Source organism: Streptomyces sp. cmx-18-6 (genome assembly GCF_046548915.1).
Taxonomy (GTDB): domain Bacteria; phylum Actinomycetota; class Actinomycetes; order Streptomycetales; family Streptomycetaceae; genus Streptomyces.
In genome coordinates, this window is record NZ_JAEBEP010000005.1 from 278214 (window position 1) to 300835 (window position 22622).

Consider the following 22622-nt stretch of genomic DNA (forward strand, 5'->3'; position numbering starts at 1 on the left):
CGGGCCCGCGCGTCAGTTGACGGGCCGTCAGTCCCGCGGCTCCCGGTCGCGGAAGCGGTGCAGGACGTCGTACGGGTAGGGCAGCGGCCGGGCGCTCGCCGCGTCCAGCCGCTCCGCCTGCTCCGGCGTCAGCTCCCAGCCCGCCGCGCCCAGGTTGTCGGTGAGCTGCTCCGCCGTACGGGCCCCGACGATCGGCGCGGTGACCCCGGGGCGGCCGAGCAGCCAGCGCAGCGCGACCTGGGCCGGGGTGCGCCCGGCCTCCTCCGCCACCGCGACGACGGCCTCCACGACCCGCCAGGTCTCCTCGTTGTCCCGCTCCCGCCAGGCTTCCCGGCCCGACTCCTCCTGATAGCGGGCCTCCCGGGTGCCCGGGGCCGCCGCCGTCATGCCGCGCCGGTACTTGCCGGTCAGCCAGCCGCCCTGGAGCGGGCTCCACGGGATGACGCCGACGCCCTCCGCCACGCTGACCGGGACGAGCTCCCACTCCAGCTCGCGCGCCAGCAGGTTGTACAGCGGCTGGAGGGACACATACCGCTCCCAGCCGTTTCGCCCCGCGAGGTCCTGGGCGCGCTGGAGCTGGGATGCGGAGACGTTGCTCGCACCGAGGTAGCGCACCTTGCCCGCCTTCACCAGGGTGTCGAGCGTGGAGAGGGTCTCCTCCAGGGGAGTCGTCGCGTCCCACACATGCGTCTGGTAGAGGTCGATGTAGTCCGTGCCGAGCCGCCGCAGGCTCGCCTCCACCGCCGACACGATGTGCTTGCGGCTCAGTCCGCCCGCGTTCGGGGCCTCGCCCATCGTCCCGAACACCTTGGTGGCGATGACGAGATCGTCACGCCGGCGGCCCTTGAGCCAGCGGCCGACGATCTCCTCGGAGACGCCCTTGCCGTACACGTCGGCGGTGTCGACGAACGTGCCGCCCGCCTCGGTGAACGTGTCCAGGATCCGGTGCGCGTCCGCCTCCTCCGTGTCCTGGCCGAACGTCATGGCGCCCAGGCACAGTTCGCTGACGCGCAGTCCCGACCTGCCCAGGAATCGCTGCTGCATGGTGTTCCTCTCGTGGTTTCCCGCTCTGTCCCTGGACGCTACGAGTTGAAGTGCACTCGAAGGCAAGGAGGTTGCCGGTGCGGACACGGTTTTCAGTCGTCGGCCAGCACCACGCACGACTCCGGCGGCAGATGCAGCACCCCGTCCGCCCCCGGCGCTTCGACCGGCTCCCAGGCCGCCAACACCCGTCCCCCCGCCCGGCGGTGGCGGCCGGAGCCCAGCGGGATCGCGGCCGGCCGGTCCGCCAGGTTCACCGCGATCCGCAGATCGCCCCTGCGGTACGCCAGCCAGCGGGCGTCCTCGTCGAACGCGGTCTTCACCGCGGCCAGGTCGGGATCGTGCAGATCGGGCAACGTACGCCGCAGCGCGATCAGTTCGCGGTACCAGGCCAGCAGCCGCGCGTGCGGTTCGCGCTCCGGCTCGTCCCAGTCCAGACAGGACCGGTCCCGGGTCGCCGGGTCCTGCGGGTCGGGGATCTCCTCCTCCGCCCAGCCGTGCGCGCCGAACTCCCGCCGCCTGCCGTTGCGTACGGCCTCCGCCAGCTCGGGATCGGTGTGGTCGGTGAAGAACTGCCACGGCGTGCGCGCCCCCCACTCCTCGCCCATGAACAGCATCGGCGTGAACGGCCCCGTCAGCACCAGGGCCGCCGCGCACGCCTGGAGGCCGGGGGAGAGGGAGGCGGCGAGCCGGTCGCCGAGGGCCCGGTTGCCGATCTGGTCGTGGGTCTGGGCGTACCCGACGAAGCGGTGGGCCGGGGAGCGGGACACGTCGACCGGGCGGCCGTGGGTGCGGCCCCGGAAGCTGGAGTAGGTCCCGTTGTGGAAGAACGCTGAGGTCACCGTCTTGGCCAGGGCGGCCAGCGGAGCCCGGGCGAAGTCCGCGTAGTAGCCCTGGGACTCCCCGGTGAGCGCGGTGTGCAGGGCGTGGTGGAAGTCGTCGTTCCACTGGGCGTGCAGCCCGAGGCCGCCCGCCGGACGCGGAGTCGTGGTGCGCGGGTCGCACAGATCGGACTCCGCGATCAGGCCCAGCGGCCGCCCCAGCTCCACCGCCAGCGCGTCGACCGCCGTCGACAGTTCCTCCAGGAAGGTGAGCGCCCGGGTGTCGGCGAGCGCGTGCACCGCGTCGAGCCGCAGCCCGTCGAGCCGGTAGTCCCGCAGCCAGGCCAGCGCGCTGCCCAGCAGGAACGCCCGCACCTCGTCCGAGCCCGGGGCGTCCAGATTGACCGCCGCGCCCCACGGGGTGTGGTGGGTTTCGGTGAAGTACGGGCCGAAGGCGGGCAGGTAGTTGCCGGACGGGCCCAGGTGGTTGTGCACCACGTCCAGGACCACCCCGAGCCCCAGCCCGTGCGCCGTGTCGACAAAGCGCTTCAGCCCCTCGGGGCCGCCGTACGGCTCGTGCACCGCCCACAGCGAGACGCCCTCGTACCCCCACCCGTTGACGCCGGGGAACGGGCAGACCGGCATCAGCGACACATGGGTGACGCCCAGCTCCGCCAGATGGCCCAGCCGGGCCGCCGCCGCGTCGAAGGTGCCCTCCCGGGTGTACGTCCCCACGTGCAGCTCGTACAGGACGGCCCGGGTCAGCCGCCGCCCCGCCCAGTCGTCGCGCCAGGCGTACGCCCCCTGGTCGACGACCGCGCTCGGCCCGTCCGGCCCGCTCGGCTGACGACGCGAACGCGGATCCGGCAACAGCGGCCCGTCGTCCACCCGGAACCCGTAACGGTCCCCGTCCGCCGCCTCGGCCTCGGCGCTCCACCAGCCCTCCCGCAGCGGATCGCGCTCCATCGGGCACCGGACCTCGGCCGCCTCCAGCACGACCGAGTCCGCCTCGGGGGCCCACACCTCGAACTGCATCCAGCACTCCTCGTCCGTAACGGATCGACAGGTCGACAGGTCGACCGGTGGCCGTGCCGCCCGGGTCGGGCCCCGGGGATCGGCGCACCACGCACCCGCGCACTCGCGACCGCACGACCACGACCGCACAACCATGACCGCGCACCCGCGACCGCGCACCCCTAGAACCGGCCCGTCACCGGCCATTAAGGTCTGGTCCTGATCACTGCCCGGCCGTCTTCCCGCTCATACAGGTTCCGCCCATACGTACGGCTGCTGGAGGCCGAGATGCCCGTACCGATGTTCCCGCCCGGCTTCCTCTGGGGAGCCTCCGCCTCCGCCTTCCAGACCGAGGGGGCGGTGGACACGGACGGCAAGGGCCCCTCGGGCTGGGACGCCTTCGCCGCCCGGCCCGGCCGGATCAAGGACGGCGCCGACACCACCCGGGCCACCGGCTTCCACGCCCGCTACCGCGAGGACGTCGCCCTGCTCGCCGGCCTCGGCGCCGACGCCTTCCGGTTCTCCGTCAGCTGGCCCCGCGTGGTCCCCGGCGGCAGCGGAGCCGTCAACGCGGACGGGCTCGACTTCTACGACCGGCTCGTCGACGAGTTGTGCGCCCACGGCGTCACCCCCGCCCCGACCCTCTACCACTGGGACACCCCGCTCCCGCTGGAGGAGGCGGGCGGCTGGCTCGACCGGGACACCGCGTACCGCTTCGCGGAGTACGCGGGGATCGTCGCGGAACGCCTCGCGGACCGGGTCCCGATGTGGATCACCATCAACGAACCCGCCGAAGTCACCCTCCTGGGTTACGCGCTGGGCGAGCACGCCCCCGGCCGCACGCTCCTCTTCGACGCCCTGCCCGCCGCCCACCACCAGCTCCTCGCCCACGGGCTCGCCGTCCGCGCCCTGCGCGCGGCGGGCGCCGACAACATCGGCGTCGCCCTCTCGCACGCCCCGGTGTGGACGGCCGGCGACTCGGACGAGGACCGTCTCGGCGCGGAGCTGTACGACACGCTCACCAACTGGCTCTTCGCGGACCCCGTCCTCACCGGCCGCTACCCGGACGAGAACATCGCCGCCCTGATGCCGGGGCCGGTCGCGGACGACCTCAAGGTCATCTCCGCTCCGCTCGACTGGTACGGCGTCAACTACTACAACCCGACCCTGGTCGGAGCACCCAGGCCGGAGGCCCTGGAGACCTTCTCCGGCTTCACGATGCCCGCCGGACTCCCCTTCGGGATACGCGAGATCGAGGGGTACGAGAAGACCGGCTTCGGCTGGCCCGTGGTCCCCGAGGGGCTGACCGAGATCCTCACCCTGCTGCACCGCCGCTACGGCGACCGGCTGCCCCCGCTCCACATCACCGAGAACGGCTGCGCCCTGGACGAACCCCTCGCCGACGACCGCCGGATCGCCTACCTGGAGGGCCATCTCACCGCCCTGCGCGCGGCGATGGACGCCGGGGTCGACGTACGCGGCTACTTCACCTGGTCGCTCACGGACAACGTCGAGTGGACGGAGGGAGCCTCCCAGCGGTTCGGCCTCGTCCACATCGACTACGAGACCCTCACCCGTACGCCGAAGGCTTCGTACGCCTGGTATCGCGACCTGATCCACGCCCAGAAACACCAGCGGGAACAGCCGCAGGAGCAGCCGAAGCGCAACGAACCGGCCGAGGGGGCCGCCGAGGGGGCGGCCAAGCGCGTGTCCGGCGGGTGACGCCTGCTCCCGCGAGGGTCGTGCGACGGCACGAAGCGGCCCGAAGCGGGAGCGACGCGGGAGCGACGCAGGTCAGCACGGGAGGAAACACGGCCTCATCTGGACACCCCGGGCCCCTCGGACCGACAATCGGCGGTGTGACGTCCTCCTTCGAGTCCCACACGCATCCCGCGCGGCTGTCGGACGCCCAGCGCGACCGTGTCCTCGGCGTGCTCAGAGAGGGTGCCGCACAGGGCAAGCTGTCGCACGACACCTTCATGCGGCGGATGGAGCTCGTCCTCGTCGCCCGCCGCCCCGAGGACCTGGCGGCCCTCACCTCCGACCTGGACAGCGGCAACGGCTGGTCGCAGGGGCTGGTCCGGGCGGTCGGCGGGATATCCGCCTTCCCGGGACGGCTGCGCCGGGCCTGGCAGACCGAACGGCTCCCGAAGCTGCTGCTGCCCGCGCCGAGTCCGTATCCGCTGCTCATCGGCCGGGACCCGGGCAACGGACTGCGTCTCAACCACGAGACGGTCTCCCGGCTGCACGCCGAACTCACCGTGCAGGGCGGCCGCTGGGTGCTGCGCGACCTCGGCTCCACCAACGGCACCTGCGTCAACGGCCAGCGGCTCGTCGGCTCGATCCCGGTGCGCGACGGGGACCAGGTGAGCTTCGGACGGATGAGCTTCCGCCTGACCGCCCCGGCCGTGAGCCCGCCACCGGGCGTGAGCCCGCTACCGGGCGTGAGCCCGCTACCGGGCGTGAGCCCGCCACCGGGCGTGAGCCCACCGGCCCTGCGCCCACCGGCCGCGAGCCCGCCGCCGTCCCAGGGCCCGCGGCCGTCGCTCGGCCCACCGGCCGGGAGCCCGCCGCCTCTGGGGCCGCCGCCGGCCTGAGTCCGTACCGCTGCCCTGAGTCCGTACCGCCGCCCCGGTCTCGCGCGCGTCCGCCCGATCTCCCGGTCCCCGCTCACGCCCCCGGCCCGACCCCCGGGCTCAGCGCTGCTGGTGCAGACCGCGCCCGGCCAGCGTGAGGAAAGCCTCGCCGACCGCCTCGGAGAGCGTCGGGTGGGCGTGGACGTGCTGGGCCACGTCGGCGGGCTCCGCGTCCCAGCCCACGACGAGCTGGCTCTCCGCGATCATCTCCGAGACGTGCGGGCCGACCAGATGCACGCCCAGGACCCGGCCCGCCCGCTCGGCCACCACCTTCACCAGGCCGCCCCTGCCGTGCACCATGCCCTTCGCGACGGCCGTCAGCGGCAGGGAGTTGACCACCACGTCGTGTCCGGCGTCCCGGGCCTGAGCCTCCGTCAGGCCCACCGCCGCGGTCTGCGGTGAGGAGTACGTGACCCGGGGGACGGTCGCGTAATCGATCGGGCGGGTGCGCAGCCCGGCCAGCGTCTCCGCCACCAGCAGCCCTTCGGCGAAGGAGGCGTGGGCCAGTCCCGGGGAGGGCGGCGGCAGCAGGTCGCCCACCACGTGGACGCCCTGGGCCGCCGTCTGAAGCCGCGACCAGTCGGCGGGCGCCACATGGCCCCGCCCGTCCGTGGTCAGCCCCGCCGCCGCCAGCCCCAGGCCGTCCGTCACCGGCTCCCGGCCGACCGCGACCAGCAGCCGTTCGGCCGCCACCGTGACCGTCTCGCCCCGCGCGGTCCGCACGACGGCCCGCACGCCCTCGTCGACCACCGCCGTCTCCAGCAGCCGGGCTCCCGTCTCCACCCGGACGCCGCGCTTCTTCAGCCCCCGCGTCAGATGCCGCGACACCTCCGCGTCCTCCAGCGGGACGAGCCGGTCGGCCGCCTCCACCAACGTCACGTCCGCGCCCATCGACCGGTGGAACGAGGCGTACTCCACGCCGATCGCCCCGCCGCCGACCACCACGACGGAGCCGGGCAGCCCCGGCGCGAACAGCGCGTCGTCGCTCGTCACCACCCGCCGCCCGGTCCTACCCGCCCCGCCCCCTCACCCCCGCCCCGCCCTCCGCAGCAGTGCCACCGGCCACTGGGCGAACAGCTCGCCCGCGGGCACCGCACCGCCCGTGAACTCCCGGCCCGGCGCGGGCGACAGGACGTCCCGCCACGGGCCCCCGTCCGGCAGCTCCAGCACCGTGTCCCGCCAGCCGCCGCCCTCCGCGAGCCGCAGCGACAGCCGGGTCACCGCCGTGACCACCTCGCCCGACCCGCCCGACCGGCCGAACGCCACCAGATGCCCGGCCGCCGGACCCCGCGCGACCAGCGGTGCGTACGTCCCCGACTCCCCGAACACCTCCGGCAGCTCCCGCCGCAGCCCCAGCGCCGCCGCCGTCAGCGCCCGCTTGCCCGCCGGCTCCTCGGGGCCCTCCGGCCGCCGGAACGGACGGCGGTTGTCCGGATCGACCAGCGCCAGGTACTCGCTCTCCGTGCCCTGGTACAGATCCGGCACCCCCGGCATGGTCAGCTGCACCAGCGCCGCCCCCAGCACATTGGCCCGCACATGCGGGGTGAGCGCGTCCGAGAAGGCCGCCACCAGCCTCCGGGCCGTCCCCGAGCCGCTGCCCGGGCCGGCCGCCACGAAGTCCGCCACCGCCCTCTCGTACGCCGCGTCCGGCTCCGTCCAACTGGTGAAGAGCCCCGCCTCCCGCACCGCCTTGAGCAGCGCGGGCTCCAGCCGGGCCCCCAGCTCGTCGGCGGGCAGCGGCGCGCAGCCGTAGCCCGACTGCCACGCCTGCCAGGCCAGTTGCGGGTCGGGGGCCGCGACGGCCGTGGCGGCCGTCAGCTCCGCCACCAGCGCCGCCCACCGCTCCGGGCACTCCGACAGCACCGCGATCCGGGCCCGGACGTCCGCGCTGCGCTTGGTGTCGTGCGTGGTCAGGACCGTCCCCGAGGCGGGCCAGTCGCGGGCGATCCTGGCGGCGAAGGCGTGGAACGCCTCCGGCGTCACCCCGGGCCGCCCGGGGTCGCCGCCCACCTCGGTCGCCGAGATCAGCGGCACATACCGGTAGAACGCGGTGTCCTCCACCGACTTGGCGTGCAGCGCGGACGCCGTCTGGGCGAACCGGGCGCAGAAGGCCGCCCGTTCCTCCCCGCCGCCCAGCCGCCCCAGCGCCAGATCCCGTACGACGTCGACGGCCGCCGCCTCCTCCGGCACGGAGAACACCGCCTTCGCGTCCCGTACGGCGTCGTCCGGCAGGGTCTCCTCCGCGATCCGGGTCGGCGTCCCGCCCGCCGTGACGTACGGCCGGTAGACCGGGACCCGTACCAGCAGCTCCCGGATCGCCGTCCGCAGGGCCCAGGGGGCGTGGTCGCGCAGGGCGGGGTCCCCGGCGCAGACCGCCGTCGCCAGGCGGGTCAGCCAGGCGGTCTCGGCGGCCAGTTCATGGGTGGCGACCCGGTACGCGGCCCGGCGGACGGTCGCCTTCCAGTAGCCGCCCCGGTCGCCGGGCGGGTCCGCGAACTCCCGGTAGCGGCCCAGCAGCTCCGCCGCGCCCGCCGGATCCGTGAACAGCCCGTCGATCCGGTGCAGCGCGTCGTACCCCGTCGTGCCGGCGACCGCCCAGTCGGCCGGGAGGTGCTCGTCGCCGGTGAGGATCTTCTCCACGACCGTCCACCGGCCGCCGGTGGCCCCGTTCAGCCGCTCCAGATAGGCGGCGGGGGCGGCGAGGCCGTCCGGGTGGTCGATGCGCAGCCCGTCGAGCACCCCGTCGCGGAGCAGTTCCAGGACCTTGCCGTGGGTGGCGTCGAAGACCTCGGGGTGCTCGACGCGGACCCCGATCAGCTCGGAGACGGTGAAGAAGCGCCGGTAGTTCAGCTCGGTGCGGGCCAGCCGCCACCAGGCGAGCCGGTAGTGCTGGGCGTCCAGCAGTTCCGGAAGCGGAAGGCCCGCCGTGCCCGCCCGCAGCGGGAACTCCTGCTCCCCGTAGCGCAGCACCTCCCCGGCCACGTCCACGGCGAAGGCGTCCAGCTCCTCGCCGAGCGGACCCGCGAGGACCGGGAGGAGCACCTTGTCGCCGCCCGCCGCCCAGTCGATGTCGAACCAGCGGGCGAACGGGGAGGCCCGGCCCTCGCGCAGCACCTCCCAGAGCTGCCGGTTGTGCCGGGGCACGGCGGCCATGTGGTTGGGCACGATGTCGAGGACCAGCCCGAGTCCGTGCTCCCGGGCCGTCGCGGCGAGGCTCCGCAGCCCCTCCTCACCGCCGAGCTCCTCCCGTACGCGGCTGTGGTCGACCACGTCGTAGCCGTGCCGGGAGCCGGGGACCGCCTCCAGGACGGGCGAGAGGTGCAGATGGGAGACGCCGAGCGCGGCCAGGTAGGGCACCGCCTTCTCGGCCGCCGGGAAGGGGAAGTCGGGCTGGAGCTGAAGCCGGTACGTGGCGGTGGGCGTCATGCAGTTCTACGTACCCCGCCCGGGGCGACCTGTGTCACCCCGGGCGGAACGCTCACCCTCGCCGAACCTGTGGGCAGGGCTTTACGCGGAACACTTCGGCACGCTGTCAGCCCGGCCGCTTCAGCACGGTCAGGCTGCGCCCGATCAGCGTCACCTGTTCGCCCTCGGCCACCTTCGGCCCCGAACCGGGCGGCACCCCCTCGGCGAGTGCGGTGTCCACGACGACCTGCCACTGCTCCCCGTGATCCACCGGGACGGCGAACTCCAGCGTCTCGGCGCTCGCGTTGAACATCAGCAGGAAGGAGTCGTCGCTGATGCGCTCCCCGCGCGGCCCCGGCTCGGAGATCGCCTGACCGTTCAGGAACACCGTCATCGCCTTGGCGTGGGCCGCCTGCCAGTCCTGCTGCGTCATCTCCTCGCCCTCGGGGGTGAACCAGGCGATGTCCGAGAGCTCGTCGTGCGTGCCCTCCACCGGCCGCCCGTGGAAGAAGCGGCGACGCCGGAAGACCGGGTGGTCGCGGCGCAGCCACACCATGGACCGGGTGAACTCCAGCAGGTTCCGGCGGAACTCGTCGTCCGGGGCGTCCGGATCGGGCCAGTGGATCCAGGACAGCTCGTTGTCCTGGCAGTAGGCGTTGTTGTTGCCCTTCTGCGTCCGGGCGAACTCGTCCCCGTGGCTCAGCATCGGCACGCCCTGCGACAGCATCAGCGTGGCGATGAAGTTGCGCATCTGCCGGGCCCGCAGTTCCAGGACGTCCGGATCGTCGGTCTCTCCCTCCGCACCGCAGTTCCAGGACCGGTTGTGGCTCTCGCCGTCCCGGTTGCCCTCGCCGTTGGCGTCGTTGCGCTTGTCGTTGTACGAGACCATGTCGTGCAGCGTGAAGCCGTCGTGGCAGGTGGTGAAGTTGATCGAGGCGAGCGGGCGGCGCCCGTCGTCCTGGTAGAGGTCGGACGAGCCCGTGAGCCGCCCGGCGAACTCCGCCAGGGTGCGCGGCTCGCCCCGCCACAGGTCGCGGACCGTGTCGCGGTACTTGCCGTTCCACTCGGTCCACAGCGGCGGGAAGTTCCCCACCTGGTAGCCGCCCTCGCCCACGTCCCACGGCTCCGCGATCAGCTTCACCTGGCTGACCACCGGGTCCTGCTGCACCAGGTCGAAGAAGGACGAGAGCCGGTCCACCTCGTGGAACTGCCGGGCGAGCGTCGCCGCCAGGTCGAAGCGGAAGCCGTCGACGTGCATCTCGGTCACCCAGTACCGCAGCGAGTCCATGATCATCTGGAGCACGTGCGGCGACCGCATGAGCAGGGAGTTCCCGGTGCCCGTGGTGTCCATGTAGTAGCGCTGATCGTCGGTCAGACGGTAGTAGGAGGCGTTGTCGAGGCCGCGGAAGGAGAGCGTCGGCCCGAGGTGGTTACCCTCGGCCGTGTGGTTGTAGACCACGTCGAGGATGACCTCGATGCCCGCCTGGTGCAGCGCCTTCACCGCCTGCTTGAACTCCAGCACCTGCTCCCCGCGCTGGCCCCAGGAGGCGTACGCGTTGTGCGGGGCGAAGAAGCCGATGGTGTTGTAGCCCCAGTAGTTGGCGAGCCCCATGTCCGCGAGGCGGTGGTCCTGGACGAACTGGTGGACGGGCATCAGCTCGATCGCGGTGACGCCCAGTTCGGTGAGGTGGGCGATCACCTCCGGGTGCGCCAGGCCCGCGTACGTACCGCGCAGCTCGGGCGGGAGCCCCGGATGGAGCATCGTCAGGCCCTTCACATGGGCCTCGTAGATCACGGTGCGGTGGTAGTCCGTACGGGGGCGTCGGTCGTCGCCCCAGTCGAAGTACGGGTTGACCACGACCGAGCTCATCGTGTGCGGGGCCGAGTCGAGGTCGTTGCGGGCGTCCGGCTTCCCGAAGGGGTAGCCGTACACCGCCTCGCCCCACTCGATCTCCCCGGCGACCGCGCGGGCGTAGGGGTCGAGCAGCAGCTTGGCGGAGTTGCACCGCTGCCCGTTCTGGGGTTCGTAGGGTCCGTGCACCCTAAAGCCGTACCGCTGACCCGGCATCACCCCGGGCAGATAGGCATGGCGCACGAAGGCATCGGTTTCGCGGAGCTCCACCGCCGTTTCTGAACCGTCGTCGTGCAAGAGGCACAACTCGATCCGGTGGGCGGCCTCGGAGAAGACCGCGAAGTTGGTACCGGCGCCGTCGTACGTGGCGCCGAGGGGATAAGCGTGTCCCGGCCAGACCTGCATAGACAGAACTCTTCCACTTCTGATCCGGGTGCGGTGGCTTTCCTCGGCCCGTCACCCCCCGAATACTCCCCGAAAGTGGGGCGCGCACCTAGGAGGTCGCGCGGTGCGGCCGGGTCCCGTCGCCCGCTCCCCGCCCGCACCGGTCAACTTCGGACACCGTGACCCCGCCCTGGACGCGCATCCGGAACGCCCCGCCCGGCCGGCGTCCGGATCACGGCCCCGGCCGGGGTGTCCAATCACTATGAATCGGCTCACTCCACCCGATCTCACCGCAAGGAACAGGACGTCGGCACAGCGGAGTTGAGAAAGCAGCCTGACCATCGGGCTGCACCGGATCGCGCTCCCGGAGTACCCTTCCTTGATCGTTGGGTGGGGGAGTGGAAGGCGGTACGCGGGTGAGCTCGGGAGGGTTCGAGCTACCCCCAGGTGACGCAGGTCACGAGGGGGAATCGACCGATGCGCCGCCCGGGGCGGTGTCCCTGGCGCAGCCCATGGAGATCGGCGCCGAGCTGGACTGGGGCTCCGAGGCGTGGAGCGAGGTGCGCACCCGCGCCCAGCGGGCCGGGCGCGCCTACATCTGGCTGAATCTGGTCGAACAGCGACTCCGTGCCGTGGTCGCCGCCGTGCTCCGGCCGATCTACGAACCGGTGCACGGCGAGGACTGGGTGGTGGCCGCGGCCGGACCCGCCGGGCAGGAGTGGGTGCAGCGCGCCGTCGCCGTACGCGAGGTCTCGCGCCGCAAGGGCTATCTGCTGGACCCGGCCGACGACAACGTCCTCAGTTTCCTCACGCTGCCGCAGCTGCGCGAGCTGATGGTCCAGCACTGGCCCTGTTTCGAGCCCTACTTCGACGACCGCCGGGACGTCGAGCTGGCTCTCGACGAGCTGGAGGTGGCCCGCAACGTCGTCTCCCGCAACCGTGCGCTGAACGAGGCGGTGCTCGCCCAGGCGGAGCGGGCCTCGGCCCGCCTGCTGGACATCCTGGGCAGCGGGGCGGGGGTGCCGTCCGCCGACCGGCTGCCGGTGGACGCGGTGGAGGAGCTGGTCGGCGACCGGTACGCGGACGTGGTCTCCGTCCACCCCGACCGGGTCCGGCTCCAGCGCCAGCTGCCCGCCGAGGACCTGTTCGGCGGGGCGCGGCGGCTGGACGCCATCGGCATAGGGCTCAACCTGCTCGTGCAGAACTTCTCCGGCCGCCGGCTGGTCCGGCTCGCCGAGTCGGGCTGCCGGGTCCGGCTGCTCTTCATCAACCCGGCCAGCAGCGCGGTGAAGCGCCGGGAGCGGGAACTGGGCTTCAAGAAGGGCGAGCTGAGCCGCTCGGTGGAGATGAACATCCTCCATATGCGCCGGGTCCGCTCCAAGCTCCGCGATCCGGGCGCCTTCGAGATCCAGGTCTTCGACGAGACCCCGCGCTTCACCGCGTACCTGGTCGACGGCGACGGGGCGGACGCGGTGGGCGTCGTCCAGCCCTATCTGCGGCGGGCCCGGGGCATGGAAGCGCCGGTGCTGGTGCTGCGCGGCGGCGGGCGGCGCACGGTGGTGCGGGCCGGGCAGGACAGCGAGCACGGCCTCTTCGAGACCTACCGCGAGGAGTTCGAGTCGGTCTGGACGGACTCGCGGCCGGTCTCCTGAGGGGCGCGCTCTCCGGCCCGGCGTCCTGAGGGGGCCGGGGCTCCCGGCCTCCAGCGGTCCGCCGCCTCCTTCACGGTCCGGCCCCGCCGCCTCCTTCGCGTACTCACTCCGCCGCCTTCTGACGGGCTGTACGGCACCGGGTGCGCCGGGCACTGTCAGTGGCTCGTGGGAAGGTGGTCAGCAGTTGGGGGAAAGCACCACGAAGGAGGCATCGGGATGAGCTGGCACCGGGGAACACTGGTCGGCTTCGACCTGGAGACGACGGGCACCGACGTCGAGACCGACCGCATCGTCACCGCCGCGCTCGTCCGGCTGGAGCCGGACGGGACGGTCGCCGAGCAGCGGACCTGGCTGCTCGACCCGGGAGTGGCGATACCCGAACAGGCGTCGGCCATCCACGGGATCGGCACCGACCACGCCCGCAAGCACGGCGCACGGGCCGCCTCCGCCGTCGAGGAGATCGCCCACGCGGTCGCCGAGGTGCTGCGATCCGGGGTCCCGCTGGTGGTGATGAACGCGCGCTACGACCTCTCGCTCCTGGACCGCGAGTGCCGCCGGTACGGGCTGCCGTCCGTCGACGAGCGGATCGGCGGCGTGCCCTCGCCCGTCATCGACCCCCTGGTGATCGACAAACACGTCGACAAGTACCGCAAGGGCAGGCGCGCGCTCCAAGCCCTGTGCGAGCACTACGGCGTGACCCTCGACGACGCCCACGACGCGACGGCGGACGCCGTGGCCGCCGTGCGCGTGGTCCGGCGGATGGGCGAGCGCCACCGGCCGGTCGGCACCCTGCCCCCGTCCGAGCTGCACGCCCTCCAGGTCCGGGCCGCCGCCGAGCAGTCCGCCTCGCTCCAGTCCTATCTGCGTCGCACCGCGAATCCGACAGCGGTGGTCGAGCAGGCGTGGCCGGTGATCCCGCGGAGCGGGTGACCGGCCGGGGGCCGCGGGAAGGTCCTGTGTCAGCTCGCGGCGGGGGAAGCGGTCTCGTCGGCCTTGATGTCGAAGTTGATCTCGCCTCTCCTGACCGAGGTGACGGTGACCGTCACGCCCAGGGTGCTGCCGTCGTTCGCCGTGAGCGTGCAGCGGGTGGTGGTGCCGGTCTTCCCGACGAGGTCCTCGGGGCAGGCGACGTCCGGCGTCGGCTGCCCCGTCGTGTCGGCGAGCTTCTGGGCGACGGTGGTGGCCAGCTTGTCCGAGGAGAGCTTCGGCTCGGAGTTCCCCACGGTGACCGAGCCCGAGCAGCCCACGATCAACAGGGCGGCGGCCACGGCCGAGAGGCTCCAGACGGCCGCGGAGGGGCGGGATATGGGCATGGGCGGGCTCCATGTGAGGTGATCGGGATGGGGAGGGGGTGGGAAGTCGCCGGAAGCATACGCGGGGGCTCACTCCGGCCCTTCACCCGGCAATGCGCCTCAGAACGGATACCACCGCACCTCGGGGTCGCCGTCGCGCAGGGACGCCACCCTGCGGCGGAACTCGGTGAGCGCCTTGGGGTTGCCGGGGGCGTGCTGGGAGACCCACGCGCAGCTCGCCGTCTCCCGTGCTCCGCGCAGGACCGCGCAGCCGTCCCACTCCCGTACGTCCCAGCCGTACGCGTCGGTGAAGGCGTCGTAGGAGGCGGCGGGCAGACCGTAGCGGTCGCGGGAGAGGGCGAGGACGACCAGGTCGTGTTCCCGCAGGTCGGCGGAGAAGGTCTCCAGGTCGACCAGGACCGGGCCCTCGGGCCCGATGTGGACGTTGCGGGGGAGTGCGTCGCCGTGGATCGGGCCGGGAGGCAGATGCGGGGTCAGTGCGGCGGCCGCCGCCGCGAAGCCGTCGCGGCGTTCGCGGAGGTAGTCGGCGTCGGCCGGGTCGATCGTGTCGCCCGCCAGGGTCAGCCAGCGCTCCACCCCGCCGAGCAGTTCGCGGCGCGGCAGCGTGAAGTCCCCGGGCGCGGGCAGCGCGTGGATCCGGGAGAGCAGGGGCGCGAGGTCGCGCGGTTCGGCGGGGCGTACGGGGGCGGGCAGCCGGCGCCACAGCGTCACCGGGTGGCCCTCGACCAGGCGTACGCGGTGTTCGGCGGCCCGGACGGCCGGGACGCCCGACGCGGCGAGCCAGCCGGCGACGGCCACCTCCCGTTCGGCCCGGGCCGCCAGCTCCGGGTGGCCGGTGGCGTCCCGGCCGACCTTGACCACCAGATCGCCGGCCGCGAAGACCGCGTTCTCGCCCAGCGCGAGCAGGTCCGGCACGCCGGAGATCCCGGCGGCGGACAGCACCTCACGCGCACGCTTCTCGTCCATGGGTGCGATTTTCGCATCCGCGCAGGCCACCTTGACGAACCGACGACCCGTCAGCACGATGGCGGAGGCCGACCGGGCGGCCAGAACGGGATGAAAGTTCCCTCAAGGGCGAAGGGGTCCTATTCGTGACATCGGTGACCGCGAAGAAGCGGTCCGGGCCGGACGGCGCGGCGAGCGGACCGCCCGGAGGGCGCGGGCGGCGCGGCGGTCGCGGCGCGGCGGGGGCCGGCGGGCGCTCACGGCCCGGGACGGCGGCCCGGGACCGGGCCGCCTGGTTCCTGGTCCTGCCCGCCCTCCTGCCGATCCTGATCCTGAGCGTCGGGCCGCTCCTCTACGGCATCGCGCTCGCGTTCACCGACGCGCAGTCCGGCCGCACCCGCTCCACCCAGTGGATCGGGGCCCTCAACTTCCAGGACCTGCTGCACGACACCCTGTTCTGGGACTCGTTCCGGATCGGGCTGGTCTGGGCGGTCGGCGTCACCGTCCCGCAGTTCCTCCTGGCCCTCGGCCTCGCCCTCCTGCTCAACCAGCGGCTGCGGATGCGCTGGCTGGCCCGGGCGCTGGCGATCATCCCGTGGGCGATGCCCGAGGTCGTCGTCGGCATCATGTGGCGGCTGGTCTACAACCCGGACGCGGGCATCCTCAACGAGACCATCCGCGACCTCGGCCTCGGCGACGGCCGCGACTGGCTGACCGGCCTCGCCACCGCGCTGCCCGCCGTGATCCTGGTCGGCATCTGGGCGGGCATGCCCCAGACCACCGTGGCCCTGCTCGCCGGACTCCAGAACACCCCGCACGAACTGCACGAGGCGGCGGCCCTGGACGGGGCGGGGGCCTGGCGCCGGTTCCGTACGGTCACCTGGCCCGCCATCAAGCCCATCGCGCTCGCCATCACCGCGCTCAACCTTATCTGGAACTTCAACTCGTTCGCCCTGGTCTACGTCCTGACCAGCGGCGGGCCCGGCGGCAGGACCCGGCTGCCGATGCTCTTCGCGTACGAGGAAGCCTTCCGCTACGGGCAGTTCGGCTACGCCGCCGCGATGGGCTGCGTGATGGTCGCGGTGATCTCCGTGATCCTCGCGTTCTATCTCGTCGGCCGGATCAGGGGAGGCGAGGACCGATGAGCAATCCGGGGAGGGGGCGAGGACCGATGAGCGTCTCCCGGAGGGGGCGAGGACCGATGAGCGATCCCGGGAGGGGGCCAGGACCGATGACCGTCTCCCGCAGGAGGCGGGACGCGATGAGCGTTCCCGGGAGAGGCGGGCCACGATGAGTCTGCCCACCAGCAGGGCCGCGCGCACCGGACAGTACCTCGCGCTCCTGGCGTATCTGGTGTTCCTGGCCTTCCCGTTCCTGTGGCTGCTCTCCACCGCCTTCAAGCCCGCCCGTGAACTGGGCTCGCTGCACCCCACCTGGATCCCCGAGCAGCCCACCCTGGACAACTTCCGCCAGGCGTTCGACGAACAGCCGCTGTTGCAGGCCGCGGCCAACTCGCTGACCGCCGCGCTCTCCGCCGCTCTGATCGCCGTCGTCATCGCGACGCCGATGGCCTACGTCATGGCCCGCACCCGGGGACGCCTCGCCGCCGCGGCGACCGGCTGGGTCGTGGTCAGCCAGGCGTTCCCGTTCGTCCTGGTGATCATTCCGCTCTTCCTGGTGCTGAAGAACCTGCATCTGATCAACACCCTGTGGGGGCTGATCCTGGTGTACGTCGTCTGGTCGCTGCCCTTCGCGCTGTGGATGCTCGCCGGTTACGTACGCGCCGTGCCGGCCGAGCTGGAGGAAGCGGCGGCCGTCGACGGGGCGGGCCGGGTGCGGACCCTCGTCTCGGTCGTCGCCCCGCTGCTCGCCCCCGGGATCGTCGCCACCGCCCTCTTCGCGTTCATCACCGCATGGAACGAGTTCTTCTTCGCGCTCGTCCTGCTCAAGACCCCGGAGAAGCAGACCTTGCCGGTCGTCCTCACCCACTTCCTCGGCGCGGAGGGCGTGGCCGACCTCGGGCCGCTGGCCGCCGCGGCCTTCCTCGCGACCCTGCCCTCCCTCGTCCTCTTCGCCTTCATCCAGCGGCGGATCACCGGCGGGATGACAGCCGGGGCGGTGAGGGGCTGATGCGCGCCCTGACCCGGCGGGCCGCCGCTGCCGCCACCGTCCTGGCCCTGCTGCTCACCGGCTGCTCCGGCGACCGCGACGACGGGAGGGACGCGGACGGCACGATCCGGCTCAGGTTCCAGTCGCTCGCCTGGCAGAAGGAGTCCGTCGACGCCAACAAGCAGCTGGTGAAGGAGTGGAACGCCGCCCACCCCGACGTACAGGTGGACTACGTCCAGGGCAGTTGGGACAACGTCCACGACCAGCTGCTCACCTCCTTCGAGGGCGGCGAGGCGCCCGACGTCATCCACGACGCCTCCGACGACCTCGCCGACTTCGCGTACGGCGGCTACCTCGCCGACCTGCGCCCCCTCCTCCCGGACCGGCTGAAGGCCGACATCCCCGCCCGGTCCTGGAGCACCGCCACCTTCGACGGCGGGATCTACGGAGTCCCCTTCCTCCAGGAACCCCGGGTCCTGATCGCCAACAGCAAGCTCCTGAGGGCGTCGGGCGTGCGGATCCCCACCCCGGAGCGCCCCTGGAGCTGGACGGAGTTCCGCGAGGCCGCGAAGAGGCTCACGGGCAAGGGCCGCTACGGGGTCGCCTGGCCGCTCAAGGAACCGGTCTCCGTCACCCTCAACCTGGGCCTGTCCGGCGGCGGGCGGCTCTTCCACCGCGACGCCGACGGCAAGACGGAGCTGCGCTTCGAGGCGGGCGACCGGGTGGTGACCGGCACCATCCACGACCAGGTCAACACCGACCGCAGCGCGGCCCGCACGGCGCTGGGGATGGGCGGCTCGGACAGCCTGCCCGGCTTCTTCGGCGGGCGGTACGCCATGCTCCCGCTCGGGTTCGCCTACCGCCAGCAGGTCGTCGAGCAGGCCCCGGAGGGATTCGAGTGGACGGTCCTGCCCGCCCCGGCGGGCAGCGGGGGACTGGCCCAGGGGGTCAGCCCGCAGACCCTCTCGGTCGCCGAGGACAGCCCGCACAAGAAGGAGGCCGTCGCCTTCATCGACTTCCTGCTGCGCCCGCCGAACATGGTGCGCCTGGCGCGGGGCGACTGGATGCTGCCCACCGGCGCCACCGCCCTCGCCCACCCCTCCCTGCACACGCGGGAGAACGGCTGGGCCACCGGGACGGCGCTCGCCCGTCACCTGCGTCCGGCCCCGGCGCAGACCGTGCGCGGCTACCCCGAGTGGAAGGACAAGGTGGCGACCCCGGCGCTCCAGGAGTTCTACAGCGGTGCGATCGGCATGGACGAGCTGCGTGAACGGCTGGTGGAGGACGGCAACCGGGTCCTGGCCCGCTACCAGCGTTGACGGAGCGCCGAAATAACTAGACGAGACGTGTCGTCTTGTTTATGGTCGAAGGCATGACGGAAACCCCGCGTGCCCACATCGCCATGTTCTCCATCGCCGCCCACGGACATGTGAACCCGAGCCTCGAAGTGATCCGCGAGCTCGTCAGCCGTGGGCACCGAGTCAGTTACGCCATCCCCGCGTCCTTCGCGGACAAGGTCGCGGCCACCGGCGCCGAGCCGGTGATCTACACCTCGACCCTGCCGACCGACGACGACCCCGAAGCCTGGGGCACCGAGATGATCGACAACGTCGAACCCTTCCTCGACGACGCCGTCCAGGCGCTCCCGCGGCTCGCCGCCGCCTTCGAGGGCGACGAACCCGATCTCGTCCTGCACGACATCACCTCCTATCCCGCCCGCGTCCTCGCCCACCGCTGGGGCGTCCCCGCCGTCTCCCTCTGGCCCAACCTGGTGCCCTGGGAGGGGTACGAGAAGGAGGTCGGCGAGCCGATGACCGCCGAGCTGAAACAGACCGAGCGCGGCAGGGCCTACTACGCCCGCTTCGAGAGCTGGCTCGCTGCCAACGGCCTCGGCCATGTCCCCAGCGACGACTTCGTGGCGCGCCCGCGTCGCGGCATCGTCCTGATCCCGGAGGCGCTCCAGCCGAACGCGGACCGGGTGGACCGCGCCACGTACACCTTCGTCGGCGCCTGCCAGGGCGACCGGACCGACCAGGGGGAGTGGGAGCGCCCGGCGGGGGCCGAGAAGGTGCTCCTGGTCTCGCTCGGCTCCTCGTTCACCAAGCAGCCCGCCTTCTACCGGGAGTGCGTCGCGGCCTTCGGCGGCCGGCCCGGCTGGCACGTGGTGCTCCAGATCGGCGCGCACGTCGACCCGGCCGAGCTCGGTGACGTACCGGAGAATGTCGAAGTGCGTTCGTGGGTGCCGCAGTTGGCGGTCTTGAAGCAGGCCGACGCGTTCATCACCCATGCCGGGGCCGGCGGCAGCCAGGAGGGGCTGGCGACCGGGACACCGATGGTGGCGGTACCGCAGGCCGTCGACCAGTTCGGCAACGCCGATATGCTCCAGGCGCTCGGGGTGGCCCGGCATCTGCCCATGGAGGAGGCCGACGCCGCGACGCTGCGCGCGGCCGTGTCCGCCCTGGTCGACGACCCGGAGGTGGCGGAGCGGTCCGCCCGGTTGCGCGAGCGGATGGCGAAGGAGGGCGGCACACCGCGAGCGGCCGATCTCATCGAGGCCGAACTGTCCCTCTGAGCGGATCGGTTGGACTGGTATCCGGACGTTCTCCGCCCCGCCCCGCACCGCCGCACCGGTGGCCGCGCGGGGCGGGGCGTTCGTATGCGCGGTCATGATGGTCGGCGCATCTGCACCTGACTCTGCGTGACTTCACACCACCTGCGGGAGGCTTCACCCTCCTCGTGGACATCTTCACGCACCTTCACGTGTCTTCACGCATGCCTACCTCCGGCCGATCGTGCCGGGGACGGGCCCCGGCCGTGCGGCGCGAGGGGGAGCGGCCGGCCCGGAAGCCTCCCCGAACAGGGAGTTCGCCCCGCACGGACCCGCTCCATCGGCCAAACCACCGGGCTTTGTCACGAACGCGTTGACCAGCGCTGTCCGTTGTGACCGGTCATGGCCGATTTCTTGTTACGAAACCTTGTTGAGTAAGTCACAGCAGCTGGGGGGTCTTGATCTGTGCTCGTCAATCGGTCAGGGTTTCGAGCCAACCCCCGGAGATCTTCCGGCCGAGGGTCAATCCCCCCACAAAGAATGACGAGGAGACCCCTCTCCATGGCCAAGCACCAGCGCCCCACTCGCCGGACCCAGCTGACCGCCGCGATCACCGCCGTGGCCGCCGCAGCCGGAGTCACCCTGTTCGGAACCTCGTTCGCCGGAGCCTCGCCGGCTCCCCTGGGCACGGTCTACGGCGCGGACGCCGAGACCGCCGTGTCCGGCAGCTACATCGTCATGCTGGGCGAGAAGGCGGACAAGTCCAAGCTCGCCGAGGAGTACGGCGGCAAGCTCAACCGCACCTACTCCTCCAGCATCAACGGCTTCTCGGCCAGCGGCCTTTCGGAGACCGAGGCCAAGCGCCTCGCCGCCGACCCGGCCGTCTCCAAGGTGGTGCAGAACAAGAAGTTCAGCATCAACGCCACCCAGGACAACCCGCCGTCGTGGGGCCTGGACCGCGTCGACCAGACCGAGACCGCGGGCGACAACGCGTACACCTACCCCGACTCCGCCGGCGAGGGCGTCACCGCGTACGTCATCGACACCGGAGTCCGCGTCACCCACAGCGACTTCGAGGGCCGGGCCGCCTCGGGCTTCGACGCCGTGGACAACGACGACGACGCCGACGACGGCAACGGACACGGCACCCATGTGGCGGGCACCATCGCCGGAGCCTCGCACGGAGTCGCCAAGAAGGCCAAGATCGTGGGCGTCCGCGTCCTGGACGACAACGGCTCGGGCACCACCGAGCAGGTCATCGCCGGGATCGACTGGGTCACCGCCAACGCGTCCGGCCCCTCCGTCGCCAACATGAGCCTCGGCGGCGGGGCCGACCCGGCTCTCGACGCGGCCGTCCAGAAGGCCATCGCCGCGGGCATCACCTTCGGCGTGGCCGCAGGCAACGAGTCCACGGACGCCGGCAAGGGGTCGCCCGCCCGGGTCCCCGAGGCGATCACCGTCGCCTCCTCCACCGAGGGCGACGAGCAGTCCTCCTTCTCCAACTACGGTTCCATCGTGGACATCTACGCTCCCGGCTCGGACATCACGTCGACCTGGAACGACAGCGACACCGGCACCAACACCATCTCCGGCACGTCCATGGCGACCCCCCACGTCGTCGGCGCGGCCGCCGTCTACCTGGCCGGCCACCAGGACGCCACCCCGCAGGACGTCGCCACGGCGCTCACCGAGGGCGCCACCCCGGACGCCATCTCCAACGCGACCGAGGGCACCGCGAACAAGCTCCTCAAGATCGTCGAGTGACACCCGGCGACGCCGAGTGACGCCGGCGCCGCAGAACGCCGAGTGACACCGGCGCCGTCGAGCAACGCCCGGCCCTGACGGGTCGCCGGGCGGCAGCGCCCCACCGCCGCCGCCCGGCACCGTGCGCACAGCCGCCGCCGCGCCCTCCCCCACGGGGCGCGGCGGCTGCGCGCTCAAGGAAAGATCGTTCTAATGTGTGGGCCCATGACGACGACGTACGCGGCGCTGCTGCGCGGGATCAACGTGAGCGGCCACAAGAAGGTCCCGATGCCGGAACTGCGCACCGTGCTCGGCGAGCTGGGGCACACCCGCATCGCCACCCACCTCCAGAGCGGCAACGCCGTCTTCCAAAGCGACGGCGAGGACGAGGGCGCGCTCGCCGCCGAGCTGGAGCGGGCCCTGCACGAGCGGTTCGGATTCCCCGTCGACTGCATCGTGCGCGGCGGAGACTATCTCGCGGCCGTCGCCGACGCCTGCCCCTACCCCGCCGCCGAACTGGAGGGCAAGCAGCTCCACGTCACCTACTACGACCGGCCCGTCGAGGAGGAACGCTTCGCCTCGCTCGACGCACAGGCGTTCCTGCCGGAAGCCTTCCGGATCGGTGACCGCTGCCTCTATCTGTACGCTCCCGAAGGACTCGGCCGCTCCAAGCTGGCCGAGGCACTGGCGCGCCCGCGCCTGTCCAAGGGCCTCACCGCCACCACCCGTAACTGGAACACCGTGGCCAAACTTGTGGAGATGACACGTGTCTGAACCGTCGCCCGCCGTGGCCGCAGCCATCGAAGGCGAACTCCGCCTGCTGGACCCGGAGGTACGCGTCTCCGCGGACCTCCTCGCCTCCCTGCTGCACCCCGGGTTCCGGGAGATCGGCACCAGCGGACGGCTCTGGACCCGGGAGACGATCATCGCGGCGTTCACCGCCGCCGACGCCCCGCGCCCCGGCCCGCTGACCGCGTCCCGGATGCGGGGCGAGCAGCTGTGCGCCGATCTGGTGCACCTCACCTTCGACACGGAGTCCAAGGGGCTGCGCTCGCACCGCAGCTCCCTGTGGCGGCTGACCGGGGCGGGCTGGCGGCTCTACTTCCACCAGGCGACCCCGTTCATCGACGACCCGTTCGCCGAGGTCTGAGGCCCGCCG

General features: G+C 72.5%; 16 protein-coding genes and 2 pseudogenes. 11 read left to right on the top strand and 7 right to left on the bottom strand.

Annotated features, from left to right (window positions below; translation table 11 throughout):
• Positions 1-27 precede the first annotated feature (27 nt).
• Both ACLJPL_RS14350 and treZ read right to left on the bottom strand, forming a co-directional pair.
• Positions 28-1044 (bottom strand): aldo/keto reductase, encoded by a 1017-nt coding sequence (locus tag ACLJPL_RS14350; RefSeq protein ID WP_411081197.1) that lies wholly within the window; start codon positions 1042-1044, stop codon positions 28-30.
• 92 nt (positions 1045-1136) lie between these two features.
• Positions 1137-2897, bottom strand: a complete 1761-nt coding sequence (gene treZ / locus ACLJPL_RS14355) for a malto-oligosyltrehalose trehalohydrolase (RefSeq protein ID WP_411081198.1) — start codon at positions 2895-2897, stop codon at positions 1137-1139.
• 267 nt (positions 2898-3164) lie between these two features.
• On the opposite strand from treZ, the gene ACLJPL_RS14360 reads away from it, so the two are divergent.
• Complete coding sequence (locus ACLJPL_RS14360; protein WP_411081199.1) at positions 3165-4598, top strand: GH1 family beta-glucosidase; 1434 nt, start codon at positions 3165-3167, stop codon at positions 4596-4598.
• 137 nt (positions 4599-4735) lie between these two features.
• A complete protein-coding gene (locus ACLJPL_RS14365) occupies positions 4736-5473 on the top strand; it encodes a DUF1707 and FHA domain-containing protein (protein WP_411081200.1) in 738 nt (245 codons plus the stop codon).
• A gap of 99 nt (positions 5474-5572) precedes the next feature.
• Here ACLJPL_RS14365 and ACLJPL_RS14370 read toward each other — a convergent pair.
• The 3 genes and pseudogenes from ACLJPL_RS14370 to glgX all read right to left on the bottom strand — a co-directional run.
• Positions 5573-6523, bottom strand: a pseudogene (locus ACLJPL_RS14370) (FAD-dependent oxidoreductase); the annotation flags it as partial.
• Between the two features lie 15 nt (positions 6524-6538).
• Complete coding sequence (gene treY, locus ACLJPL_RS14375) at positions 6539-8938, bottom strand: malto-oligosyltrehalose synthase (RefSeq protein ID WP_411081201.1); 2400 nt, start codon at positions 8936-8938, stop codon at positions 6539-6541.
• A gap of 106 nt (positions 8939-9044) precedes the next feature.
• A complete protein-coding gene (gene glgX / locus ACLJPL_RS14380; RefSeq protein WP_411081202.1) occupies positions 9045-11174 on the bottom strand; it encodes a glycogen debranching protein GlgX in 2130 nt (709 codons plus the stop codon).
• Between the two features lie 395 nt (positions 11175-11569).
• Between glgX and ACLJPL_RS14385 the strand changes: the two genes are divergently transcribed.
• The gene (locus ACLJPL_RS14385) at positions 11570-12805 is read left to right on the top strand and encodes an SAV2148 family HEPN domain-containing protein (protein WP_411081203.1); all 1236 of its coding nucleotides are present in this window, start codon (positions 11570-11572) and stop codon (positions 12803-12805) included.
• Positions 12806-13021: 216 nt separating this feature from the next.
• Entirely contained in the window at positions 13022-13735 is a 714-nt protein-coding gene (locus ACLJPL_RS14390; RefSeq protein WP_411081204.1) for a 3'-5' exonuclease, read from the top strand.
• 29 nt (positions 13736-13764) lie between these two features.
• Here the strand turns inward: ACLJPL_RS14390 and ACLJPL_RS14395 are convergent, their stop codons facing one another.
• Together ACLJPL_RS14395 and ACLJPL_RS14400 are read right to left on the bottom strand one after the other, a co-directional pair.
• A complete protein-coding gene (locus tag ACLJPL_RS14395) occupies positions 13765-14118 on the bottom strand; it encodes a DUF4333 domain-containing protein (protein ID WP_411081205.1) in 354 nt (117 codons plus the stop codon).
• A 99-nt stretch (positions 14119-14217) separates the two neighbouring features.
• Positions 14218-15084: a phosphotransferase enzyme family protein gene (locus ACLJPL_RS14400; RefSeq protein ID WP_411081206.1), complete on the bottom strand. Its 867-nt coding sequence runs from the start codon at positions 15082-15084 to the stop codon at positions 14218-14220.
• Positions 15085-15209: 125 nt separating this feature from the next.
• Between ACLJPL_RS14400 and ACLJPL_RS14405 the strand changes: the two genes are divergently transcribed.
• The 7 genes and pseudogenes from ACLJPL_RS14405 (at position 15210) to ACLJPL_RS14435 (ending at position 22613) form a co-directional block, all read left to right on the top strand.
• Positions 15210-16208, top strand: a complete 999-nt coding sequence (locus tag ACLJPL_RS14405; RefSeq protein ID WP_411081207.1) for a carbohydrate ABC transporter permease — start codon at positions 15210-15212, stop codon at positions 16206-16208.
• Positions 16209-16353: 145 nt separating this feature from the next.
• Positions 16354-17193: a carbohydrate ABC transporter permease gene (locus ACLJPL_RS14410; protein WP_411081208.1), complete on the top strand. Its 840-nt coding sequence runs from the start codon at positions 16354-16356 to the stop codon at positions 17191-17193.
• Entirely contained in the window at positions 17193-18491 is a 1299-nt protein-coding gene (locus tag ACLJPL_RS14415; RefSeq protein ID WP_411081209.1) for an ABC transporter substrate-binding protein, read from the top strand. Before ACLJPL_RS14410 ends, ACLJPL_RS14415 begins: the two co-directional genes overlap by 1 nt.
• A 16-nt stretch (positions 18492-18507) precedes the next feature.
• Positions 18508-19744, top strand: a pseudogene (gene mgt, locus ACLJPL_RS14420) (macrolide-inactivating glycosyltransferase); the annotation flags it as partial.
• A gap of 537 nt (positions 19745-20281) precedes the next feature.
• Complete coding sequence (locus tag ACLJPL_RS14425) at positions 20282-21484, top strand: S8 family peptidase (RefSeq protein WP_411081210.1); 1203 nt, start codon at positions 20282-20284, stop codon at positions 21482-21484.
• Between the two features lie 204 nt (positions 21485-21688).
• The gene (locus ACLJPL_RS14430) at positions 21689-22237 is read left to right on the top strand and encodes a DUF1697 domain-containing protein (RefSeq protein ID WP_411081211.1); all 549 of its coding nucleotides are present in this window, start codon (positions 21689-21691) and stop codon (positions 22235-22237) included.
• The gene (locus ACLJPL_RS14435) at positions 22230-22613 is read left to right on the top strand and encodes a DUF4440 domain-containing protein (protein ID WP_411081212.1); all 384 of its coding nucleotides are present in this window, start codon (positions 22230-22232) and stop codon (positions 22611-22613) included. The genes ACLJPL_RS14430 and ACLJPL_RS14435 overlap by 8 nt, the downstream gene beginning before the upstream one ends.
• Positions 22614-22622 lie beyond the last annotated feature (9 nt).